Origin of the sequence: Pseudomonas sp. R2-60-08W, from assembly GCF_003852335.1 — a bacterium.
In the GTDB taxonomy this organism is placed as follows: domain Bacteria; phylum Pseudomonadota; class Gammaproteobacteria; order Pseudomonadales; family Pseudomonadaceae; genus Aquipseudomonas.
This window is the reverse complement of record NZ_CP027731.1, coordinates 3,275,214-3,295,985: the sequence shown is the minus strand read 5'-3', so window position 1 is coordinate 3,295,985 and position 20,772 is coordinate 3,275,214. Positions and strand designations below refer to the sequence as shown.

Genomic DNA, 20,772 nt, shown 5'->3' with positions numbered 1-20,772 from the left:
TCGACAAGCCCCTGCACGGACGCAAGAGCCTATCAGTTGTCGTAGCCCAGGTTCGGCGCCAGCCAGCGCTCGGTCACGCTCAGGTCCTGGCCCTTGCGCGCGGTGTAGCTCAGCACCTGGTCCTTGTCGACCTTGCCGACGGCAAAGTACTGCGCCTGTGGGTGGGCGAAGTACCAGCCACTGACGGCTGCCGCCGGGAACATCGCATAGTGCTCGGTGAGGAACACGCCGCTGCGGCCGGCCTGCATTTCCCGGGCCTCGGGGTCGAGCAGTTGGAACAACTGGGCCTTCTCGGTGTGGTCCGGGCACGCCGGGTAGCCTGGGGCAGGGCGGATGCCGCTGTATTGCTCCTTGATCAGCGCTTCGTTGTCCAGCTGTTCGTCCTTGGCGTAGCCCCAGTGCTCTTTACGCACTTGCTGGTGCAACCACTCGGCGCAGGCTTCGGCCAGGCGGTCGGCGAGGGCCTTGACCATGATCGAGTTGTAGTCGTCGCCGGCGTCCTGATAGGCCTTGGCGACCTCTTCGGCGCCGATGCCGGCGGTGGTGATGAAGCCACCGATGTAGTCGGTCACGCCGCTGTCCTTGGGCGCGACAAAGTCGGCCAGGGAGAAATTCGGCTTGCCGTCGGTCTTGATGATCTGCTGGCGCAGGTGGTGCAGCCGGGCGATCGGCTGGCCGTCTTCGCCATAGACTTCCAGGTCATCGTCCTGCACCTGGTTGGTCGGCCAGAAGCCGAACACCGCACGGGCGCTGATGAGTTTTTCATCGATCAACTTCCTGAGCATTTCCCGGGCATCGGCATACAGCGCGGTGGCCGCTTCACCCACCACTTCATCGGTAAGGATGCGTGGGAATTTGCCGGCCAGGTCCCAGGAAATGAAGAACGGCGTCCAGTCGATGTACTCGGCCAGCACGTTGAGGTCGATATTCTCCAGCACCCTGGTACCGGTAAAGGTCGGCTTGACCGGGGTGTACGTGCTCCAGTCGAACTGCGGCTTCTTGGCAATCGCCGCCGGGTAGCTCAGGCGTTCGGTGCGGGCGCTGCGGTTGGCGGTGCGCTCGCGTACGTCGATGTATTCCAGGCGGGTTTTCTCGACGAAACCGGCTTTCAATTCCTTGGACAGTAACTGCGTGGCCACGCCCACGGCACGCGAGGCGTCGGTCACGTAGATCACCGCGTCATTGCTGTACTTGGGCTCGATTTTCACTGCCGTGTGCGCCTTGGAGGTGGTTGCGCCACCGATCATCAGTGGCAGGTGGAAATCCTGGCGCTGCATCTCGCGGGCCACGTGTACCATCTCGTCCAGGGACGGAGTGATCAAGCCGGACAGGCCGATGATGTCGCACTTCTGTTCCTTGGCAACCTGCAGGATCTTTTCTGCCGGGACCATCACGCCGAGGTCGACGATGTCATAGCCGTTGCACCCCAGCACCACGCCGACGATATTCTTGCCGATGTCGTGCACGTCGCCCTTGACCGTGGCCATCAGGATTTTGCCCTTGGCCTCGGGTTTGTCGCCCTTCTCCAGCTCGATAAAGGGAATCAGATGGGCCACGGCCTGCTTCATCACGCGGGCGGACTTGACCACCTGGGGCAGGAACATTTTGCCGGCGCCGAACAGGTCACCGACGATGTTCATCCCGGACATCAGCGGGCCTTCGATCACCTCGATCGGACGCGCGAACGACAGTCGCGACTCTTCGGTGTCTTCGACAATGTGCGTGGTAATGCCCTTGACCAGCGCGTGTTCCAGGCGCTTGTTCACCGGCCAGCCACGCCACTCTTCGGTCTCGGCCTCCTTGACGCTGCCGTCGCCCTTGTACTTGTCGGCGATGGCGAGCAGGGCGTCGGTGCCGTCCGGGGTGCGGTTGAGCACCACGTCTTCCACCGCATCGCGCAGCTCGGCCGGGATCTGGTCATAAATCTCCAGTTGGCCGGCGTTGACGATACCCATGGTCAGCCCGTTGCGAATCGCATACAGCAGGAACACCGAGTGGATCGCCTCGCGCACCGGGTTGTTGCCACGGAATGAAAACGACACGTTGGACACGCCACCGGAGGTCAGCGCATAGGGCAACTCGTCGCGGATGTAGGCGCAGGCGTTGATGAAGTCGACGGCGTAGTTGTTGTGCTCTTCGATGCCGGTGGCGACCGCGAAGATGTTCGGGTCGAAGATGATGTCTTCCGGCGGGAAGCCCACTTCATTGACCAGGATGTCATAGGAGCGTTTGCAGATTTCCTTCTTGCGCGCTTCGGTGTCGGCCTGGCCGGCTTCGTCGAACGCCATCACCACCACGGCTGCGCCATAGCGCTTGCACAGCTTGGCGTGGTGAATGAACTGCTCCACGCCTTCCTTCATGCTGATGGAGTTGACGATGCCCTTGCCCTGGATGCACTTGAGGCCGGCTTCGATCACTTCCCATTTGGAGGAGTCGATCATGATCGGCACGCGAGAGATGTCCGGTTCGCCGGCGATCAGGTTGAGGAAGGTCACCATGGCCTTCTTCGAGTCGAGCATGCCCTCGTCCATGTTGATGTCGATCACCTGGGCGCCGGCTTCGACCTGCTGCAGGGCGACTTCCAGGGCTTCGGTGTAGTTGTCCTCACGGATCAGCCGGGCGAACTTGGCGGAACCGGTGATGTTGGTGCGCTCGCCGACGTTGACGAACAACGAGCTGCGATCGATGGTGAACGGCTCCAGGCCGGACAGGCGGCAGGCCTTGGGAATGTCCGGGATCGAGCGCGGCGCATAACCGGCCACGGCCTTGGCGATGGCTTCGATATGCCCCGGCGTGGTGCCGCAGCAGCCACCGACGATATTGAGGAAGCCGCTCTGGGCGAACTCTTCGATGACCTTGGCCGTTTCCGAGGGCAGTTCGTCGTACTCGCCGAACTCGTTGGGCAGGCCGGCGTTAGGGTGCGCGGAAACGTGGGTATTGGCCTTGTTCGACAATTCTTCCAGGTATGGGCGCAGTTCGCTGGCGCCGAGGGCGCAGTTCAAGCCGACCGAGAGGGGCTTGGCGTGGGCTACGGAGTTCCAGAACGCTTCGGTGGTCTGGCCGGACAAGGTGCGCCCGGAGGCATCGGTGATGGTGCCGGAAATCATGATCGGCAGCTCTACGCCCAGTTCCTCGAACACGCCTTGCACCGCGAAGATCGCGGCTTTGGCGTTAAGGGTGTCGAAGATCGTTTCGATCAGGATCAGGTCGGCGCCGCCTTCGATCAGGCCCTTGGTGGCCTCGGTGTAGTTTTCCACCAATTGATCGAAGGTCACGTTGCGGTAGCCGGGGTTGTTCACGTCCGGCGACAGCGAGCAGGTGCGGCTGGTGGGGCCGAGAACGCCGGCGACGAAGCGCGGCTTGGCCGGGTTCTCGAGGGTCTTGGCGTCGGCCACTTTACGTGCCAGGCGCGCGCCTTCCACGTTTAATTCATAGGCCAGCTCTTCCATGCCGTAGTCGGCCATGGAAATGCGCGTGGCGTTGAAGGTGTTGGTTTCAAGGATGTCGGCACCGGCATCCAGGTAGGCCTTTTCAATTCCGCCAATCACGTCAGGGCGGGTAAGCACCAGCAAGTCGTTGTTGCCCTTGACGTCGCTTGGCCAGTCGGCGAAGCGTTTGCCACGGTAGTCCTGTTCCTCGAGCTTATAGCTCTGGATCATCGTGCCCATGCCGCCGTCAAGGATCAGGATGCGTTCCTTGAGGGCTTGGTGGAGGGCTTGCAGACGAGCGCTACGATCGGACATGGGACTACTCTAAGTCAGGCATTACGGAGGGCGTGGATCATAGCAAACCTGTGCGCTTTTGGAGCATGCCCGGGTTTTGCATGAATATCGCTCATGTTGATCGCGCGTCGAAGGCGGTCTATGTGCTGACGACGTCTTTTAGTGTCCACGCACGCCGACCGAGCTGAACCGCTGCGAGAATCTTTGATCGACCTTTGACCGTCCACGAGGGTCCCAGCTTTATGTGAATGTACTGGGAGTGGGCGGGCGATGTTGATTTCGGTACAGGCGTTGCGCGCCCTGGCGGCCTGGACGGTAGTGGGGCACCACTTCATGCAGATTTTCTTCGGCTTCAAGGCGGACAGCGCTTTGGGTCGGCTGTTTGTCGAAAAAGGCGCGGCGGGCGTGGATGTGTTTTTCGTGATCAGCGGTCTGGTGATTTTCCTGTCTACCCAGGACAAGGACCTGCCACCGTGGCGGTTTTTGCTGTATCGCCTGCTGCGGATCGTACCGGCCTATTGGTTTTACACCCTGCTGATGGCGCTGCTGGTGGTGGTCGCCCGGCCGATGTTGCCGGACCAGAGTGTGGATGCCGCCCATCTGTTGATGTCACTGCTGTTTATCCCGTCCGAGAACCCCGGTGGCTATGGGGTGTACCCGACCCTGAACGTCGGCTGGACGCTCAACTACGAGATGCTGTTCTACCTGCTGTTCGCCTGGGCGCTGCTGTTTCGTCGGCAATGGCGGCTGCTGGTGGTGGCGGCGTTGCTGTTCGCGGTGTGCGAAACGTGGACCTCATTTGGCTGGATCAGCGCGTTCTATCGTTCGGATATCGTCATCGAATTCCTGATGGGGATCGGCATCGGCATGCTGTACCGCAAGGGCGGGATTCGTCCCGGATTGTGGCTGCCTCTGCTGGGAATCGCCGGTGCGCTGTTGGCGATCTACCATTGGCCAGCCTCACCACGCGCCCTGACCTGGGGCCTGCCCAGCGCGGTGCTGGTGATGGGGTGCATGGCGCTGGAGCGGTTTTTCGAAGGCAACCGTCTGCTCAAGGTCCTGGGCGATTGCTCCTATTCCGTGTATCTGCTGCACGTGCTGGTGCTGTCGGCCGGTGGTTATGCTGCACAGCGCTATGGCCTGAACCCCTATGCCGTGCTCGCTGTGTGCGTGGTCATCATCGGGCTTGGCGCCCTCGGCAGTTACCAATGGCTGGAAAAGGGCAGTTATCGCCTGCTCAAAGGCTGGTTCGATGGCGACCAACGGTTAACTTTATCCCGACAAAAATACTAGGACTTTGTACCTCTGTAATGATTTGGCGTAAACTGCCGGCAAGCCTGTGAGGAGTTTCCATGACTGCCATAACCATTACCGACGCCGCCCACGATTACCTGGCTGACCTGCTGTCCAAGCAGAACACCCCAGGCATCGGCATCCGCGTCTTTATCACCCAGCCCGGCACCCAGTACGCCGAGACTTGCATTGCCTACTGCAAGCCTGGGGAAGAGAAACCTGAAGACACCGCTCTGGGGCTGAAAAGCTTCACCGCGTATATCGACAACTTCAGCGAAGCCTTCCTCGACGACGCCGTAGTCGACTACGCCACCGACCGTATGGGCGGCCAGTTGACCATCAAGGCGCCGAACGCCAAGGTGCCGAACGTCAACGTCGACAGCCCGGTCAACGAGCGCATCAACTATTACCTGCAGACCGAGATCAACCCGGGGCTGGCCAGCCACGGCGGTCAGGTCAGCTTGATCGATGTGGTTGAAGACGGCATCGCCGTATTGAAATTCGGCGGCGGCTGCCAGGGCTGTGGCCAAGCGGATGTGACTCTGCGCGAAGGCATCGAGCGCACCCTGCTGGAGCGTATTCCAGAGCTCAAGGGCGTACGCGACGTGACTGACCACACGCAGAAAGAAAACGCCTACTACTGAGTAAGGTGTTCACTGCGAGCATAAAAACGGCGCCCCGTGAGCGCCGTTTTTTATTGTTTTTTTTCAATGAGTTGCGCGACATTGCTGGCGCAGAACATTAACTGTGGGAGCAAGCCCCCCTCCCACAGTTTTGGCGGTGTTTATCCGGGGCGATAGAGATGGGCATGGCCGGCACGGTAAAGCGATGACTCGCTGAAGCTGTTATTGGTCAGCACGCGGCCCACCAGGATCAGCGCGGTACGCCGGAAACCTTTTACCTCAACCTTGGCCACAATATCCTCAAGCGTACCAACTGCCCAATCCTGATCCGGCCACGTCGCCCGATGCACCACGGCGATCGGGCAGTCCGCGCCGTAATGCGGCAACAGTTCGGCGACGATTTTCTCCAGGTGGTTGACCCCCAGGTGAATCGCCATGGTCGTGCCGTGTCGCGCCATGCTGTCGATGTCTTCGCCCGGCGGCATGCTGGTTTTATCGGCGTAGCGCGTCAGGATTACGCTTTGGGCGATGTCCGGCAAGGTCAGCTCGGTCTCAAGCAGCGCTGCACACGCCGCTACTGCGGTGACGCCAGGAATGATCTGGAACGGTATGCCCAGCTCGCGCAAGTAACGAATCTGCTCGCCAATCGCGCCGTACAGGCTCGGATCGCCGGAGTGCACGCGTGCCACATCCTGGCCATTTGCGTGGGCGACCTTGATCAAATCGATGATCTGCTCCAAGTGCAGTTCAGCGCTGTTGACCACGTGTTCAGCGTTATGACCTTCCAGCACCGCCGTTGGCACCAACGAGCCCGCGTAGATGATCACCGGGCAACTGCGAATCAGCCGCTGGCCTTTGACGGTAATCAGTTCCGGATCGCCGGGGCCGGCGCCGATGAAGTAGACGGTCATGGGGGATTCCTGTCGAAAAAACGGGCGAGCATGAAGATTGCTCATGATCGGAAGGGACGATTATCGAGGTTTTAGCCGGTGCAGGCCAATGCAAAGGTGGCCTGGGCGTTTTTTTTGCGGGTGATCAGCAGGCGTGCGGGGGCGTTGGCGAGATGTTCGGCGAGGGCCAGGGCAGCGCTTTCGGCGACCCCATGGCAGCCGGTATGCGTAAAGGCAACGGCCGATTTATGGCTCAGCCGATCTTCATAGACGGCCAGTTGTTCAGCGCTGAAACATTGCAACGGCAAGCCCAGTAATCGGGACAGGGCGAGCAGCCCCGGTTCCTCGCGCTTGAGGTCGATACTTGCCAGTGCGGTAATGCTTTGGCGTTCAATCCCGCCCTCGGCGAGGGCGGTGTCAAAGAGGCTCAGCAGAGTGTGAAGATCACAACCGCGCTGGCAGCCCAGGCCGACCACCAGGGTCATGCCGAGTATTGATCGTCGCGGTTGCGGCGGAACAGCCAGGCGCTGATCAGGCCCAGTGCCAGCCAGAACGCCACGTTGGTCAGCTGCGACGCGATCTTGAACTGGGCCTCCAGGGCTTCTGGCGCGAGCATCGAATGCATTTGCGGTTGCGGCGCACCGACCACATGCGGCACGGCCAGGATCGCCACGCCCAGCACTTTGAGCAGCCAGTTGCGGCCGAACACGATCAGCGCAATACCGGCGGCGGTAGAGGCGGCAGTACCGACCCACCAGATCTGGCGTTGGGCCAGGTCAGCGGCAGCGGTGCCCGGCAGCTCTGGCGGCAGGCCCAGGGTCGGCGCCAGCACGAAGGTCGCGTAACCGGCCAGACCCCACAGCAGGCCTTGGGCCGTGCGGGTCGGTGCGCGCAGCGTGTAGAGGCCGGCCAGCATCAGGGCGAACCCGACGGCAACTACCAGGTTGCCACCGGTTGTGGACAGCACGCGCTGCCAGCCGTCTTCCGGTTCCCAGGCTTCGGCATCGTGGGTGTGGCCGGCGGCGCCTGCGGCATGTTCATGCGCCGGTTCGGTGGCTGCCGGGGCGTTTTCAAAGGTTTCCGCCTGCAGAATCAGCGGGGCGACCCAGAAGCTTTGCAGCAGGGTCAGCAGCAGGGCGGCCAGCAAGCCTGTGAAACCTGCGGTTTGGGCAATACGCTTGATCATGTCGGCAGGTCTCAGTGGCACGGGAACGCGGCGCTGTGGCGGGTATCGTGAGCAGCGTTGTGCACGGCTTCGATGTGCGAGAAACCGGCGAAATACACCAGGCACGCGCCGAGGATCGACGCGCCGATGGCGGCGGTCAGGCGTTGGCCCAGGGTGGCGGAGTTGCTGGCGGTGTGCGAGGTGCTGCTGATGATCGACATGGCGCGTCCCTTCTGGGTGTCAGGGTGAAACGAGCGCATGAAAACCCCGCGAGCCGGGCACGCAGGGTTCTGAACAGCGCCCGCCCACCGCGGGTTTGTTATCTGAATTCTTCGGGCCGGTCTCCGGGCTTGCGAGGGGCGCTTGGCCTGTCAAGCATCTCCTTCCCATGCACAGCACAGTGGATTTGACGCTTCGCTCGCTTACCGTTGCGGGGGCAGCACCGGACTCGTCACAACGCGTGACTCACCGGTTTCCCGTTTCACCCTGTGATAGGGCACCCGAAACAAGATGTGTAGGAGAACACGCTCCACTGATGTGCGTCAAATAGGCGGTGCCCCGCCAGGAGAGCGCTTGTTTCAGGCGATCAAATCCATTTTCCCTGGCGACAGAACGTTACAGTCCTGCGGTTGACCTTGATCAGGCGATCTAGATTTTGGATGTCAAATCGTTGGTCTTCACTGCCCGCAAAGCCCAAAAAACCAATCCCGATGTCCAGTTCACGCAGCAGTTTTGGGCGTTCAAGCAGTTCTTTGGCCGCTGCAGTCGCTTCTGCGGAAAACGTTCTGGTGGTAGGGCACAATCCCGCTGCCTCTTTCAGCTCGTTGAAGTTTACATAGCGATCGTTGGCGCCCGTAGCGTACTCGCGGAAGTGCTCTTTAATCATGCTGAGCAGTTGTTTGTTGCCTACACTGCAGTGCGGGTTTGGGAAGTTCGACGTCGCTCGTTTCTGCACAGTATGTTCGGGCGAGGGGCGAGGAAATAACATCGGCGTGTTTAGGTTGGATAGTGGCAGCATTCTGAATAACTCTCTATTTTTGCAGTGGAGTGACAATCCTGTCGTCAATCACGCTGATCGACGGCATTTGCTTCAATTACGTGGTGCCTGCTGCCAAGGCGTTCCTGTGCAAGTTTTTCGCTGTATTTCAAGGCGCAAGCAGACATTTCTGCTGAGTTTGCAGGGGTAGGTTCAAGCATAAGCGCCAAGTCCGGCACCGCCGACATTGACCCGCCCCCACGCACTGCGTAGCCTTGCACCTTCGAGGTTCTTCGGCCCAGGCCGAAGCTAAGAAGGGAACGCGGTTCAAGCCGCGGCTGCCCCCGCAACTGTGAAGGGTTCTACTGACTGCCACGCCACTGCCGATCCGGCGGGAAGGCGCAGTCAGCGCCGGTCGCAAGACCCGCAAGCCCCAAGCCAGGAGACCTGCCTCGCACGCGATTTTTCAATTCAACCGGGCGGGGTGATCCGGTGACGAAATCCGCTGCTGCGCGCCGTCGCAGGGCCTATCGTCCCGTATGCCCGCCCCAAAGGGCATCCGATGAAAACACTGGCTAAACTCCCCGTCACCATCGTTACCGGTTTCCTCGGCTCGGGCAAAACCACGCTGCTGCGCCATATGCTCGACAACGCCCAGGGCCGTCGCATTGCGGTGATCGTTAACGAATTCGGCGAGCTGGGCATTGACGGGGACATCCTCAAGCAGTGCTCCATCGGTTGCACCGAAGAAGAAGCCAACGGCCGCGTGTACGAGTTGGCCAATGGCTGCCTGTGCTGCACCGTGCAGGAAGAGTTCTTCCCGGTGATGCGCGAACTGGTGGCCCGGCGTGGCGACCTCGACCATATCCTCATCGAAACCTCGGGCCTGGCCCTGCCCAAGCCGCTGGTCCAGGCCTTCCAATGGCCGGAAATCCGCAATGCCTGCACCGTGGACGCGGTGATCACCGTGGTCGACAGCCCGGCCGTGGCCGCTGGCACCTTCGCCGCGTTCCCGGACCAGGTCGACGCCCAGCGCAAGCTCGACCCGAACCTGGACCACGAGTCGCCCCTGCACGAGCTGTTCGCCGACCAACTGGCCAGTGCCGACCTGGTGATCCTCAACAAGGCCGACCTGATCAGCGCCGAAGACCTGGCCCGCGTGCGCCTGGAAGTGGCCGAGGAGTTGCCGCCGGCGGTGAAAGTCATCGAAGCCAGCAGCGGTCGCGTACCACTGGACGTGCTGATCGGTCTGGGCGCCGGCTCCGAGGAGCATATCGATGCGCGCCATAGCCATCACGACCATCATCATGAAGGTGAGGACGATCACGACCACGACGCGTTCGACTCCATCTCCATCGACCTGCCGCCAGCCGACGAAGCCCTACTGCTCGACGCCCTGACGCAATTGGTGGTGCAGCACGGCATCCTGCGCGTCAAGGGCTTCGCCGCCATCCCGAACAAACCGATGCGCCTGCTGATCCAGGGCGTGGGCACACGTTTCGACAAGCATTTCGACCGTGCCTGGGGCGCCGGTGAGGCACGCACCACACGCCTGGTGCTGATCGGCCAGGCGCTTGACGCGGCAGGCCTTGAAGCGCAACTGCGCGCCGCCATCAGCGCCTGACCCATGCACCTGCTCAGGACCCAGCCCGGTGGCTTCGTCGCGGACGACAACATCGCCGACCTTGGCCAAACCCCTGCCGAGTTGGTGATCCTGTGCAGCGGCGATTCCAGCCTGGCGCTGCTTGCCGAGGCGGCCCGGCAGTTGCCCGAGGATTACCCCAGCCTGCGCCTGGCCAACCCGATGCAGGTGCAGAACCATGCCTCGGTCGACCTGTACGTCGATGACGTGCTGCGCCACGCCAAGGTCATCCTGATTTCGCTGCATGGCGGCATCGGTTACTGGCGCTATGGCGTCGAGCGCCTGGTGGCGTTGGCCGAGCGTGGCGTTACGCTGATCCTGGTGCCGGGGGATGATCGCCCAGACCCGGAACTCAGCGGCTTGAGCACCGTGGAGGCGCCCGAGCGTGACCGGCTGTGGCAGTTCCTGCGCCAGGGTGGCCTGGGTAACGCGCTGGATTTCTATCGCTGCCTGGCCGCCGGCTATCTGGGGCGCGACTATGCCTGGGCTGAGCCGCAGAGCTTGCCGCGCACCTCGATCTACCACCCGCACACCGCCAACGCCCACCTGGCTGATTGGCAGGCGCAGTGGCAGGCTGATTTTCCGGTGGCGGCGGTGCTGTTCTACCGCTCGCACTTGCAGGCCGCCAATACCGGGTTTATCGATGTGTTCTGCCAGCGCCTGCAGGCGGCGGGCCTTAACCCGTTACCGATCGCAGTGGCCAGTCTGAAAGAGCCCGGTTGCCTGGCGGTGGTCGAAGACCTGTTGGATGAGGTGCAGGCGGCGGTGATCCTCAACACCACCGGCTTTGCTCAATCGAGCCCCGAAGCGCCGCATCTGCGCCCGTTTCGCCGCAATATCCCGGTGATCCAGGCGATCTGCGCCCAGGACAACCAACCCGGCTGGCAGGCCAGCGCGCAAGGCCTGGGCCCTCGCGACCTGGCGATGCACATCGCCTTGCCGGAGTTGGACGGGCGCATCATCAGCCGGCCGATCAGCTTCAAGGACCTGGCCTGGCGCAGTGAGCGCAGCCAGTCGGACGTGGTGTGCTACCGCGCCGCGCCCGAACGCATGGATTTTGTCGCCGAACTTGCGCGCCGCTGGGTCGAGCTGGCGCGGGTGCCGAATGCGCACAAGCGCGTGGCCTTGATCCTGGCTAACTACCCCACCCGCGACGGCCGTATCGGTAACGGTGTGGGCCTGGATACGCCGGCGGCGGCGCTGAATATCCTGCGCGCGCTGCACGCCGAAGGGTATCCGGTGCCTGCCACCTTGCCGGACAGCGGCACGGCCTTGATCCATGCGTTGCTGGGCGGCGTCACCAACGACCTCGACAGCCTCGACCTGCGCCCGTGTCATCAGAGCCTTGCGCTGGACGACTACGCGGCGATGTTCCAACGCCTGCCCGAAGCCAATCGCCAGGCGGTGCTGGAGCGCTGGGGCGCGCCCCATCAGGACCCGATGTGCCGCGACGGTCGCCTGATGATCGCCGGCCTGCGCCTGGATCAAACCTTTGTGGGCATCCAGCCGGCGCGCGGTTACCAGGTCGACCCGAGTGCGGTGTATCACGACCCCGACCTGGTGCCGCCCCACGGCTATCTGGCGTTCTATTTCTGGCTGCGCCATACCTACGGCGCCCATGCGCTGATTCACGTGGGCAAGCACGGCAACCTCGAATGGCTGCCGGGCAAGGGCGTGGGCCTGTCGGAGAACTGCTGGCCGGACGTGCTGCTCGGCCCGCTGCCGAATATCTACCCGTTTATCGTCAACGATCCCGGCGAGGGCGCCCAGGCCAAACGTCGCACCCAGGCGGTGATCATTGACCATTTGATGCCGCCCCTGACCCGCGCCGAAACCTACGGCCCGCTGCGCAACCTGGAGCTGCTGGCCGACGAATATTATGAAGCGCAGTTGCTCGACCCACGACGCGCGCTGGAACTGCAGAAAGACATTCTCAAGCTGGTGCGCGAAACCCATATCGACCAGGAGCTTGAGCTGGACGGCAATGCCGATGCCGACAGTTGGTTGCCGCGCCTGGATACCTACCTGTGTGACTTGAAGGAATCCCAGATCCGCGACGGCCTGCACATCTTTGGCGAGTCGCCAGCAGGGCGCTTGCGCATCGATACCTTGCTGGCCTTGTTGCGCATCCCCCGGGGCGATGGCCGTGGCGCGCAATCGAGCCTGTTACGGGTGCTGGCCAAGGCGTTCGACCTGGGCTTCGACCCCCTGGACTGCGCGCTCGCCGAGCCGTGGACCGGGCGTCGGCCCGAGGTGTTGCGCGACCTCGACGCGCAGGTATGGCGCACCGCCGGCGACACCCGCGAGCGTCTGGAGCTGTACGCGGCGCGCTTGATCGAGCAGGTGCTGGAGGGGCCGCGGGAAGAGTTGGAGGAGCCTGGCTGGGAGGACGTGAAGGCTGTTGTCGAAAGCCTGCGCGTGGTCGTGGCGCCGCGTCTGGATGCCTGCGGCCCGGCCGAAATGCGCGGCCTGCTGGACGCCTTGAGCGGTCGCTTCGTGCCGGCCGGCCCCAGCGGCGCGCCGAGCCGCGGCCGCCTGGATGTGCTGCCCACCGGGCGCAATTTCTTCACGGTGGACGTGCGCAACCTGCCGACCACCACGGCCTGGCGCATTGGGTTCCAGTCGGCCAACCTGCTGCTCGAACGGCATCTGCAGGACCACGGCGACCATCTGCGCCAGCTGGGCCTGTCGGTGTGGGGCACGGCCACCATGCGCACCGGCGGCGACGATATCGCCCAGGCCATGGCGCTGATGGGCGTGCGGCCGGTCTGGGCCACCGGCAGCCAGCGCGTGGATGACTTCGAGATCCTGCCGATCAGCCTGTTGGATCGTCCCCGCGTCGACGTGACGTTGCGCGTGTCAGGCTTCTTCCGCGATGCCTTCGCCAACCTGATCCGCCTGTTCGATGCGGCGGTGCAAGCGGTCGCCGCCCTGGACGAGCCGGACGACATGAACCCTCTGGCCGCCAAGGTGCGCAGTGAGCGCCAGGCCTTGCGCGAATCGGGCCTGGATGAAGAGGCTGCGGCGAAACAGGCCGGCTGGCGCATTTTCGGCGCCAAGCCGGGTGCCTATGGCGCGGGCGTGCAGGGCGCGATCGACGGCCGCCTGTGGCAAAGCCGCGAGGACCTGGCCGAGGTCTACCTGAACTGGGGCGGCTACGCCTATGGCGGCGCTGACGAAGGCACCGCTGCCCGCGAGCAGTTCGCCCAGCGCTTGGGCCAGGTGCAGGCGGTGTTGCAGAACCAGGACAACCGCGAACACGATGTGCTCGACTCCAATGACTACTATCAATTCCAGGGCGGCATGCTCGCCGCCGTGGAAACCTTGAGCGGCGCCAAAGCCGCCAGCTATCACGGCGACCACAGCCAGCCGGACCTGCCGAAGATCCGCACCTTGAAGGAAGAGCTCAACCGAGTCATTCGTTCCCGCGCGGCCAACCCGAAGTGGATCGAGGGCGTGAAGCGTCACGGCTATAAAGGCGCGTTTGAAATGGCCGCGACCGTGGACAACCTGTTCGCCTTCGACGCCACCACGGCGCTGATCGACGACCACCAGTACGCGTTGCTCGCCGACGCCTATCTGCTCGACCCCGATACCCGCGCCTTTGTGCAACAACACAACCCCGACGCCCTGCGCGACATGACCGAGCGCATGCTCGAAGCCCAGCAGCGCGGCATGTGGCAAGCGCCGGGCGCCTACCGCGAAGCGTTGGAAAACCTGTTGCTGGATATAGAAGAAGACCGCTGATGACCGATATTCCGCATTTCCCGCTGGCCGCCGTGGTCGGTGCCGACGCGCTGAAACTGGCGCTGTGCCTGACCGCGATCGATCCTCAAATCGGCGGCGTGCTGATCGAAGGCCCGCGCGGCATGGCCAAGTCCACCCTGGCCCGTGGCCTGGCAGACCTGCTCGCCAGTGGGCAGTTCGTCACCTTGCCCCTGGGCGCTACCGAGGAGCGCCTGGTTGGCACCCTGGACCTGGACGCCGCGCTCGGCGAGGGCCGCGCACAGTTTTCCCCCGGCGTGCTGGCCAAGGCCGATGGCGGCGTGTTGTATGTCGATGAAGTCAACCTGTTGCCCGATCACTTGGTCGATCTGTTGTTGGACGTGGCCGCCAGCGGCACCAATCTGATCGAGCGTGACGGCATCTCCCATCGCCACTCGGCGCGGTTTGTGCTGATCGGCACGATGAACCCGGAGGAGGGGGAGTTGCGCCCACAGCTCCTCGACCGCTTTGGTTTCAACGTGGCGTTGAGCGGGCAAACGCTGCCCACCGAGCGAGGGCAGATTATTCGTCGTCGCCTGGATTTCGACCGTGATCCCGCTGCGTTCTGTCAGCAGTGGAATGCGCCGCAGGCGGCGCTGCGCGAGCGTTGCACCCAGGCGCGGGCGCGGCTGGACGGTATTGAGCTGGATGATCACGCCTTGGCGCAGATTACCGAACGCTGCTTTGCCGCAGGCGTCGACGGTTTGCGCGCCGACCTGGTCTGGCTGCGTGGCGCCCGCGCTCATGCCGCGTGGCGGGGCGCTGACAGGATTGCCGAAGAAGACATTGAAGCGGTTGCGGAATTTGCCTTGCGTCACCGGCGCCAGGAACAGTCGCCACCGGCCAGCCCGCCGAATCCAGGGCAGTCGCCGCAACCCTCGGATACCTCGCCGGGCCAAGGCCAATGGGGCGACATGCCTGCGCCGGCCCTGACCACCGGTTCCCGTCGCGATGTGCCCACCTGGCCAAAAAAGCCCTAGGCATTCGCCCCCGACCTGACGCGGGGGCGGATGCCCGGCCCAAGGCGGGGCGACTGGACAATGGCAAGCAGGGCAAGGCGCGCAGCGCAGGGCAGGGCCAGATCGATTGGCCGGGCACCTTGCTCGGTGGCCGGCCGCAGCGTCGTGAGGATCTGCGCTGGCACCTGCGCAGCCGTTCGGCCCATGAGCTGTGGCTGGTGATTGTCGACGCCTCGGCCTCCACCCGACGGTACCGGGCGTTGAGCGATGCCAAGGGCCTGTTGGCGCAGCTGTTCGATGACGCCTACCGGCAACGGGCGCGCCTGGCGTTGTTGACCGCCAGCGGGCAATCGCCGCAGTGGCAGGTGCAGGGCTTGAAGGCCTCGAAAGGCTTGGCGGATTGGCTGGAACAGCTAGGCGCCGGTGGCGGTACGCCGTTGCTGGCAGCCTTGAGCGAGGCGGCCCATTGGTTGGTGGCGCGGCGTAAGCGTTACCCGGCGGAGCAGCAGCGGGTGCTGGTGATGACCGATGGGCGGCTCAAGGCGATCGATGGGTTGGCGCAGTTGGAGTGTCCGGGGATGCTGGTGGATATCGAACGCGGGCCGATCAGGCTGGGGCGGGCGCGAGAGCTGGCTATCGGGTTGCAGCTGGATTATCGGCATATCGATGATGTGTAGTGCCTGGCCAGCCGCCATCGGGGGCAAGCCCCCTCCCACATTTGGAATGCATTCCTCTGTGGGAGGGGGCTTGCTCCCGATAGCGGTCTCCAATACAGCACAGATTTATCAGCCAGCCCCCGGCACATTCGGCCAAAGATCCGCCACCAGAAACAAGCGCTCGGCTTCCTCCCAATCCTCACCCTTCTGCACCAGCCGCACCAGCAACTGCGCCGGCGCCATCGGGTCCAGGTCTGCCAGCCAGCCCTGCATCTGTTCCTCGCTCCACACCTCGCTTGCCGGGTAATGCGCCGGCGCCAGCCAGGCATGCCGGGGCAGGGGTTGCCAGCGACCTGCCGCGCTCGCGCTGACAAAGTCCGGCCAATCGCGCTGATGCAACCACCGCCCACGCAAATGCTGCGGATGGGCGCCATGGGGTGATTCGGCCTGGCCCGGCCACGGATACAGCAGATATCCACCCAGCCACAGGTACGCATCGAACTGCTGGATATCCAGCGCCGCCAACGCTTCACGGCTTTCCGCGCGCGCCGAAATCGGCAGTTGATGCTGGGCCAGGTGCGCCAGTTTGCGGTCGAGCCGGTCATGGCAACCCGGCCCCAGCCACTGCGCCGTGTCGCGGCCGTTGCCAGCCTGCGGGCCCAGATACAGCTTGATCGCCAGTTCCAAGTGATGCACGCCATCGCGGTCGCGCAGCAGCATGTCCAGCTCGCCCAGGGTGTGCCCGGCGCGGCGGATCGGCAGGTTGGCCGCCAGCAGCTCCACGCCCGGCGCATGTTGCACGGCGAACTGCCACAGGCGCTCATAATAAAGGCCCAGACGCCGGGTGCGCGCCAGGCTCAGCCATTGCTGCAGCGCGCTGCTGTCCTGATCGAGCGCACGCAACCAGGCTTCGAGCAACTGCGGCGCCTGTACCCAGTCACTGCCAGCCAGCGGATGGCGCTGCGGCCAAGGCGTGTGTGCGAGCATCGGTGGCGCCAGCATCACCCACGCCAGGTCGCGCACTTCGGGGTGTCGCAGTTGGCGGGGCAGGGCGTGCAAGTCGGGGAACAGAGTCATGGTGCGAGCATAGCCTCTTACGTTGCGTGCAGGTGCTGAGAACCGCCTGGGAACCGCCTGAGAACCATTGTCATCAAGGCGCGGCGGCGACAAAGGATTTTGCCTGAGCCGGCCTTTCGCCCATAATCCTTTCTTTTTGCCACACCCCTATGCCCGCAGGAGCCCCATGGAGCAATTTCGCAATATCGGCATTATCGGTCGCCTGGGCAGTACCCAGGTGTTGGACACCGTCCGCCGGCTGAAAAAATTCCTGCTGGAACGCCACCTGCATGTGATCCTCGAAGACACCATCGGCGAAATCCTGCCGGGCCACGGCCTGCAGACTTCTTCGCGCAAAATGCTCGGCGAAGTGTGCGACATGGTCATCGTGGTCGGCGGCGACGGCAGCCTGCTTGGTGCAGCCCGGGCGCTGGCGCGGCATAACGTGCCGGTGCTGGGGATCAACCGTGGCAGCCTGGGGTTTCTCACCGATATCCGTCCGGATGAGCTGGAAGTCGAAGTGGCCAAGGTGCTCGACGGCCATTACCTGGTGGAAAACCGCTTCCTGCTGCAGGCCGAAGTACGCCGCCACGGCGAAGCCATTGGCCAGGGCGATGCCCTCAATGACGTGGTGCTGCATCCGGGCAAATCCACGCGGATGATCGAGTTCGAGCTGTATATCGACGGCCAGTTCGTGTGCAGCCAGAAGGCCGACGGCCTGATCGTCGCCACGCCGACCGGCTCGACCGCGTACGCGCTGTCGGCCGGTGGCCCGATCATGCACCCCAAGCTCGATGCCATTGTGATCGTGCCGATGTACCCCCATATGTTGTCGAGTCGGCCGATTGTGGTCGATGGCAACAGTGAGCTGAAGATCGTGGTGTCCAAAGATATGCAAATCTACCCACAAGTGTCCTGCGACGGGCAGAACCATTTCACCTGCGCTCCCGGCGACACCATCACCGTGAGCAAGAAGGCACAGAAGTTGCGCTTGATCCACCCGCTGGACCACAACTACTACGAAGTGTGCCGCACCAAGCTGGGCTGGGGCAGCCGCTTGGGGGGTGGAGGCGACTGATGCTCGATCCCGCGCGTAGCTACGACCTGATTGGTGACGTGCACGGTTGCGCCCACACGCTGGAGCACTTGCTCGACCAGATGGGTTACCACAAGCAGGGCGGCACCTGGCGCCACCCGTCGCGCATGGCGGTGTTTCTCGGCGATATCATCGACCGTGGCCCGCGCATCCGCGAAGCGCTGCATATCGTCCACGACATGACCGAGGCCGGTCAGGCCCTGTGCATCATGGGCAACCATGAGTTCAATGCGCTGGGTTGGACCACGCCGGCACCGCCGGGCAGTGGCAAGCAGTTCGTGCGCGAGCACACCCCACGCCATGCGCGGCTGATCCAGGAAACCCTGACCCAGTTCGAGCAGCACCCGGCCGACTGGCACGACTTCCTCGGCTGGTTCTACGACATGCCGCTGTTTGTCGACGCCGGGCGTTTCCGGGTAGTGCATGCGTGCTGGGATGAGGGGTTCATCCAGCCGCTGCGCGCCACGTTCCCGGATGGCTGCATCGACCAGCATTTCCTGCAGGCCGCCGCCGTACCGGGCAGTTTTGCCTGCAACGCGTTCGATCGCCTGTTGCGCGGCACCGACATGCGCTTGCCCCACGGCCTCACCCTGACCGGTGGCGATGGCCTGACGCGTTCGTTCTTTCGCACCAAATTCTGGGAAGACGACCCGAAGACCTACGGCGACATCGTGTTCCAGCCCGATGCCTTGCCCGAGCCGGTGGCGCGCACGCCATTGTCCTCCACTGAAAAAAATTCCCTGCTGCGCTATGGCGTCGACGAGCCACTGTTGTTCGTCGGCCATTACTGGCGCAGCGGCAAACCGGCACCAATCCGCCCGAACCTGGCCTGCCTGGATTACAGCGCGGTGCTGTACGGCAAGCTGGTGGCGTATCGCCTGGACCAGGAAACCCAACTGGATCCGCATAAATTCGTCTGGGTCGACGTTGAGCGACCTGAGGTTAGTCAATGAGTACCGTGGCTGTATTGCGCCTGCCCCTGAGCGTCGACCTGGGCGGTTTCGTCAAGTTGCTGCAACGCATGCAGGTGCCTCATCGCGTCAGCGAGGAAGCCGGCGAACAAGTGCTGTGGGTGCCCGAGAGCATCAGCGACGATGTGCGCGTGTTGTACCAACGCTTTCCCGCCGGTGACCCGGACCAGCAACTGGACATTCCCGAACAGGCGCCCGTGGCGCGGCCAGGGTTTGTCCAGCAGGTACGCCATAGCCCGGTCACGGCGCTGGTGCTGTTGGCCAGCCTCATCGTCGGTGCGGTGACGCTGCTTGGCGAAAACCTGCAGACCATGGCCTGCCTGACCTTCCTGCCGTTCCGGGTGCTGGGCGAATACATCCAGTTCACGCCGCTGGCCGATAGCCTGGCGTCCGGGCAGTGGTGGCGATTGGTCACGCCGATGCTGATTCACTTCGGCATCCTGCACCTGGCCATGAATGGCATGTGGTACTGGGAGCTGGGCCGGCGCATCGAAGCGCGCCAGGGCAGCATCAACCTGCTGGGCCTGACCCTGTTGTTCAGCCTGGTCTCCAATTACGCGCAGTATGCGTACGGCGGCCCGGGCCTGTTTGGCGGTTTGTCCGGCGTGTTGTATGGCCTGCTGGGGCATTGCTGGATCTTTCAACTACTCTCGCCCAACCCGGCGTATCGCCTGCCCCGCGGGGTGCTGGTGATGATGCTGGTGTGGCTGGTGCTCTGCCTGTCGGGGCTGGTCTCGATGATCGGCTTCGGCGAAATCGCCAACGCGGCCCATGTGGGCGGCTTGGTTATCGGTTGCCTGACCGGTTTGCTGGGCGGGCTGTACAACCGTCGCAAATCGTCTATTTGATAAGGAAGAGCCTTATGTCCTCTTTTGCTGAAATGATCGAAAACATCACCCCGGACATCTACGAGAGCCTCAAGCTCGCCGTGGAAATCGGCAAGTGGTCCGACGGCCGCAAGCTCACCGCCGAACAGCGCGAGCTGTCGCTGCAAGCGGTGATTGCCTGGGAACTGCAGAACCTGCCCGAAGACCAGCGCACCGGCTATATGGGCCCGCAGGAATGCGCGTCGAAATCGGCACCGGTGCCGAACATCCTGTTCAAGTCGGATGCGATCCATTGATTGAAATCGGTCGCGGTGCAGTCAGCAAAATGTCGGCGAAACTCGGTGAGCCGACCGTTCAATACGCGTTTCGTCTTGGCGACACCGAGGTTGCGGTCAACCCGTTGATCGGCACCCATATCCGCCTGGAATACCTTGGTGCCATTCATTGCAGCCATTGCGGGCGCAAGACCAAAAACAGCTTCAGCCAGGGCTATTGCTACCCATGCATGACCAAGCTGGCCCAGTGTGACCTGTGCATCATGAGTCCCGAGCGTTGCCATTACGACGCTGGCACCTGCCGCGATCCGAGTTGGGGTGAAACCTTCTGCATGACCGACCACGTGGTCTACCTGGCCAACTCGTCGGGGATCAAGGTCGGCATCACTCGCGCCACGCAGTTGCCGACCCGCTGGCTCGACCAGGGCGCCAGCCAGGCGCTGCCGATCATGCGCGTGGCCACCCGCCAGCAATCGGGCTTTGTCGAGGATCTGTTTCGCAGCCAGGTGGCCGACAAGACCAACTGGCGCGCGCTGCTCAAGGGCGATGCGCAATCGGTCGACCTCAGGCAGGTACGCGATGAATTGTTCGCCTCCTGCGCCGAAGGCTTGCTGGGGTTGCAGGAACGCTTTGGCCTACAGGCCATCCAAACCATTGCCGACATCGAACCGATCGAGATCCGTTACCCGGTGCAGCAGTACCCGGCCAAGATCGTCAGCTTCAACCTGGATAAGAATCCGATTGCCGAAGGCACGCTGCTGGGGATCAAGGGCCAATACCTGATCTTCGATACCGGCGTGATCAATATTCGTAAATACACGGCCTACCAGCTCGCCGTGCATCAGTAGAGGGATGC

General features: G+C 63.1%; 19 protein-coding genes and 2 riboswitches. Of the genes, 11 read left to right on the top strand and 8 right to left on the bottom strand.

The window, feature by feature from the left end; genetic code table 11:
• Positions 1–32: 32 nt before the first annotated feature.
• Positions 33–3,743, bottom strand: coding sequence for a methionine synthase (metH, locus tag C4J90_RS14900; RefSeq protein ID WP_124420188.1), 3,711 nt, complete (start codon positions 3,741–3,743; stop codon positions 33–35).
• A gap of 249 nt (positions 3,744–3,992) precedes the next feature.
• On the opposite strand from metH, the gene C4J90_RS14895 reads away from it, so the two are divergent.
• Positions 3,993–5,015, top strand: coding sequence for an acyltransferase (locus tag C4J90_RS14895; RefSeq protein WP_124363117.1), 1,023 nt, complete (start codon positions 3,993–3,995; stop codon positions 5,013–5,015).
• A 59-nt stretch (positions 5,016–5,074) separates the two neighbouring features.
• On the top strand, positions 5,075–5,659 hold the full coding sequence (nfuA, locus tag C4J90_RS14890; protein WP_124420187.1) for a Fe-S biogenesis protein NfuA: 585 nt from the start codon (positions 5,075–5,077) through the stop codon (positions 5,657–5,659).
• A 140-nt stretch (positions 5,660–5,799) separates the two neighbouring features.
• Here the strand turns inward: nfuA and cobM are convergent, their stop codons facing one another.
• The 6 genes from cobM to C4J90_RS27175 all read right to left on the bottom strand — a co-directional run bounded on the left by cobM (position 5,800) and on the right by C4J90_RS27175 (position 8,890).
• Positions 5,800–6,549 carry a precorrin-4 C(11)-methyltransferase gene (cobM, locus tag C4J90_RS14885; protein WP_124420186.1) on the bottom strand — a complete coding sequence of 250 codons (750 nt, stop codon included), beginning with the start codon at positions 6,547–6,549 and terminating at the stop codon, positions 5,800–5,802.
• 71 nt (positions 6,550–6,620) lie between these two features.
• Positions 6,621–7,013 (bottom strand): cobalamin biosynthesis protein, encoded by a 393-nt coding sequence (locus C4J90_RS14880; protein ID WP_124420185.1) that lies wholly within the window; start codon positions 7,011–7,013, stop codon positions 6,621–6,623.
• Positions 7,010–7,714 carry a CbtA family protein gene (locus tag C4J90_RS14875; protein ID WP_124420184.1) on the bottom strand — a complete coding sequence of 235 codons (705 nt, stop codon included), beginning with the start codon at positions 7,712–7,714 and terminating at the stop codon, positions 7,010–7,012. The genes C4J90_RS14880 and C4J90_RS14875 overlap by 4 nt, the downstream gene beginning before the upstream one ends.
• Before the next feature lie 11 nt (positions 7,715–7,725).
• A complete protein-coding gene (locus C4J90_RS14870; RefSeq protein WP_124363113.1) occupies positions 7,726–7,914 on the bottom strand; it encodes a CbtB domain-containing protein in 189 nt (62 codons plus the stop codon).
• Between the two features lie 96 nt (positions 7,915–8,010).
• Positions 8,011–8,212, bottom strand: a riboswitch (cobalamin riboswitch).
• A 67-nt stretch (positions 8,213–8,279) separates the two neighbouring features.
• Entirely contained in the window at positions 8,280–8,711 is a 432-nt protein-coding gene (locus C4J90_RS14865) for a hypothetical protein (protein WP_177413407.1), read from the bottom strand.
• 44 nt (positions 8,712–8,755) lie between these two features.
• Positions 8,756–8,890, bottom strand: a complete 135-nt coding sequence (locus C4J90_RS27175; protein ID WP_256658867.1) for a hypothetical protein — start codon at positions 8,888–8,890, stop codon at positions 8,756–8,758.
• Between the two features lie 48 nt (positions 8,891–8,938).
• A riboswitch (cobalamin riboswitch) is annotated at positions 8,939–9,139 on the top strand.
• A 92-nt stretch (positions 9,140–9,231) separates the two neighbouring features.
• Here C4J90_RS27175 and cobW point away from each other — a divergent pair.
• The 4 genes from cobW to C4J90_RS14845 are packed head-to-tail and all read left to right on the top strand — an operon-like array spanning position 9,232 to position 15,712.
• Positions 9,232–10,293 (top strand): cobalamin biosynthesis protein CobW, encoded by a 1,062-nt coding sequence (gene cobW, locus C4J90_RS14860; RefSeq protein ID WP_124420183.1) that lies wholly within the window; start codon positions 9,232–9,234, stop codon positions 10,291–10,293.
• A 3-nt stretch (positions 10,294–10,296) separates the two neighbouring features.
• Positions 10,297–14,058, top strand: coding sequence for a cobaltochelatase subunit CobN (gene cobN / locus C4J90_RS14855; RefSeq protein WP_124420182.1), 3,762 nt, complete (start codon positions 10,297–10,299; stop codon positions 14,056–14,058).
• Positions 14,058–15,056 carry an ATP-binding protein gene (locus C4J90_RS14850; protein ID WP_124363110.1) on the top strand — a complete coding sequence of 333 codons (999 nt, stop codon included), beginning with the start codon at positions 14,058–14,060 and terminating at the stop codon, positions 15,054–15,056. Before cobN ends, C4J90_RS14850 begins: the two co-directional genes overlap by 1 nt.
• A 53-nt stretch (positions 15,057–15,109) precedes the next feature.
• On the top strand, positions 15,110–15,712 hold the full coding sequence (locus C4J90_RS14845) for a VWA domain-containing protein (RefSeq protein WP_124421217.1): 603 nt from the start codon (positions 15,110–15,112) through the stop codon (positions 15,710–15,712).
• A 108-nt stretch (positions 15,713–15,820) separates the two neighbouring features.
• Here C4J90_RS14845 and C4J90_RS14840 read toward each other — a convergent pair whose 3' ends face one another.
• A complete protein-coding gene (locus C4J90_RS14840) occupies positions 15,821–16,768 on the bottom strand; it encodes a DUF1853 family protein (RefSeq protein WP_124363109.1) in 948 nt (315 codons plus the stop codon).
• 166 nt (positions 16,769–16,934) lie between these two features.
• Here C4J90_RS14840 and C4J90_RS14835 point away from each other — a divergent pair, with 166 nt between their 5' ends.
• Genes C4J90_RS14835 through C4J90_RS14815 form a run of 5 tightly spaced genes read left to right on the top strand, consistent with a single transcriptional unit; the run spans position 16,935 to position 20,764 of the window.
• Positions 16,935–17,825: an NAD(+) kinase gene (locus C4J90_RS14835; RefSeq protein ID WP_057725186.1), complete on the top strand. Its 891-nt coding sequence runs from the start codon at positions 16,935–16,937 to the stop codon at positions 17,823–17,825.
• Positions 17,822–18,796 (top strand): metallophosphoesterase, encoded by a 975-nt coding sequence (locus C4J90_RS14830; protein WP_372237504.1) that lies wholly within the window; start codon positions 17,822–17,824, stop codon positions 18,794–18,796. The genes C4J90_RS14835 and C4J90_RS14830 overlap by 4 nt, the downstream gene beginning before the upstream one ends.
• Entirely contained in the window at positions 18,793–19,662 is an 870-nt protein-coding gene (locus tag C4J90_RS14825) for a rhomboid family intramembrane serine protease (RefSeq protein ID WP_124420181.1), read from the top strand. The genes C4J90_RS14830 and C4J90_RS14825 overlap by 4 nt, the downstream gene beginning before the upstream one ends.
• Positions 19,663–19,676: 14 nt before the next feature.
• A complete protein-coding gene (locus C4J90_RS14820; protein WP_124367263.1) occupies positions 19,677–19,937 on the top strand; it encodes a YeaC family protein in 261 nt (86 codons plus the stop codon).
• Positions 19,934–20,764: a DUF2797 domain-containing protein gene (locus tag C4J90_RS14815; protein ID WP_164484543.1), complete on the top strand. Its 831-nt coding sequence runs from the start codon at positions 19,934–19,936 to the stop codon at positions 20,762–20,764. The genes C4J90_RS14820 and C4J90_RS14815 overlap by 4 nt, the downstream gene beginning before the upstream one ends.
• Positions 20,765–20,772: the final 8 nt, after the last annotated feature.

Excerpts from the sequence above, each read along its gene's own strand:
- metH (WP_124420188.1), bottom strand. The coding sequence starts at position 3,743 with ATGTCCGATCGTAGCGCTCGTCTGCAAGCCCTCCACCAAGCCCTCAAG.
- C4J90_RS14895 (WP_124363117.1), top strand. The coding sequence starts at position 3,993 with ATGTTGATTTCGGTACAGGCGTTGCGCGCCCTGGCGGCCTGGACGGTA.
- nfuA (WP_124420187.1), top strand. The coding sequence starts at position 5,075 with ATGACTGCCATAACCATTACCGACGCCGCCCACGATTACCTGGCTGAC.
- cobM (WP_124420186.1), bottom strand. The coding sequence starts at position 6,549 with ATGACCGTCTACTTCATCGGCGCCGGCCCCGGCGATCCGGAACTGATT.
- C4J90_RS14880 (WP_124420185.1), bottom strand. The coding sequence starts at position 7,013 with ATGACCCTGGTGGTCGGCCTGGGCTGCCAGCGCGGTTGTGATCTTCAC.
- C4J90_RS14875 (WP_124420184.1), bottom strand. The coding sequence starts at position 7,714 with ATGATCAAGCGTATTGCCCAAACCGCAGGTTTCACAGGCTTGCTGGCC.
- C4J90_RS14870 (WP_124363113.1), bottom strand. The coding sequence starts at position 7,914 with ATGTCGATCATCAGCAGCACCTCGCACACCGCCAGCAACTCCGCCACC.
- C4J90_RS14865 (WP_177413407.1), bottom strand. The coding sequence starts at position 8,711 with ATGCTGCCACTATCCAACCTAAACACGCCGATGTTATTTCCTCGCCCC.
- C4J90_RS27175 (WP_256658867.1), bottom strand. The coding sequence starts at position 8,890 with ATGCTTGAACCTACCCCTGCAAACTCAGCAGAAATGTCTGCTTGCGCC.
- cobW (WP_124420183.1), top strand. The coding sequence starts at position 9,232 with ATGAAAACACTGGCTAAACTCCCCGTCACCATCGTTACCGGTTTCCTC.
- cobN (WP_124420182.1), top strand. The coding sequence starts at position 10,297 with ATGCACCTGCTCAGGACCCAGCCCGGTGGCTTCGTCGCGGACGACAAC.
- C4J90_RS14850 (WP_124363110.1), top strand. The coding sequence starts at position 14,058 with ATGACCGATATTCCGCATTTCCCGCTGGCCGCCGTGGTCGGTGCCGAC.
- C4J90_RS14840 (WP_124363109.1), bottom strand. The coding sequence starts at position 16,768 with ATGACTCTGTTCCCCGACTTGCACGCCCTGCCCCGCCAACTGCGACAC.
- C4J90_RS14835 (WP_057725186.1), top strand. The coding sequence starts at position 16,935 with ATGGAGCAATTTCGCAATATCGGCATTATCGGTCGCCTGGGCAGTACC.
- C4J90_RS14825 (WP_124420181.1), top strand. The coding sequence starts at position 18,793 with ATGAGTACCGTGGCTGTATTGCGCCTGCCCCTGAGCGTCGACCTGGGC.
- C4J90_RS14820 (WP_124367263.1), top strand. The coding sequence starts at position 19,677 with ATGTCCTCTTTTGCTGAAATGATCGAAAACATCACCCCGGACATCTAC.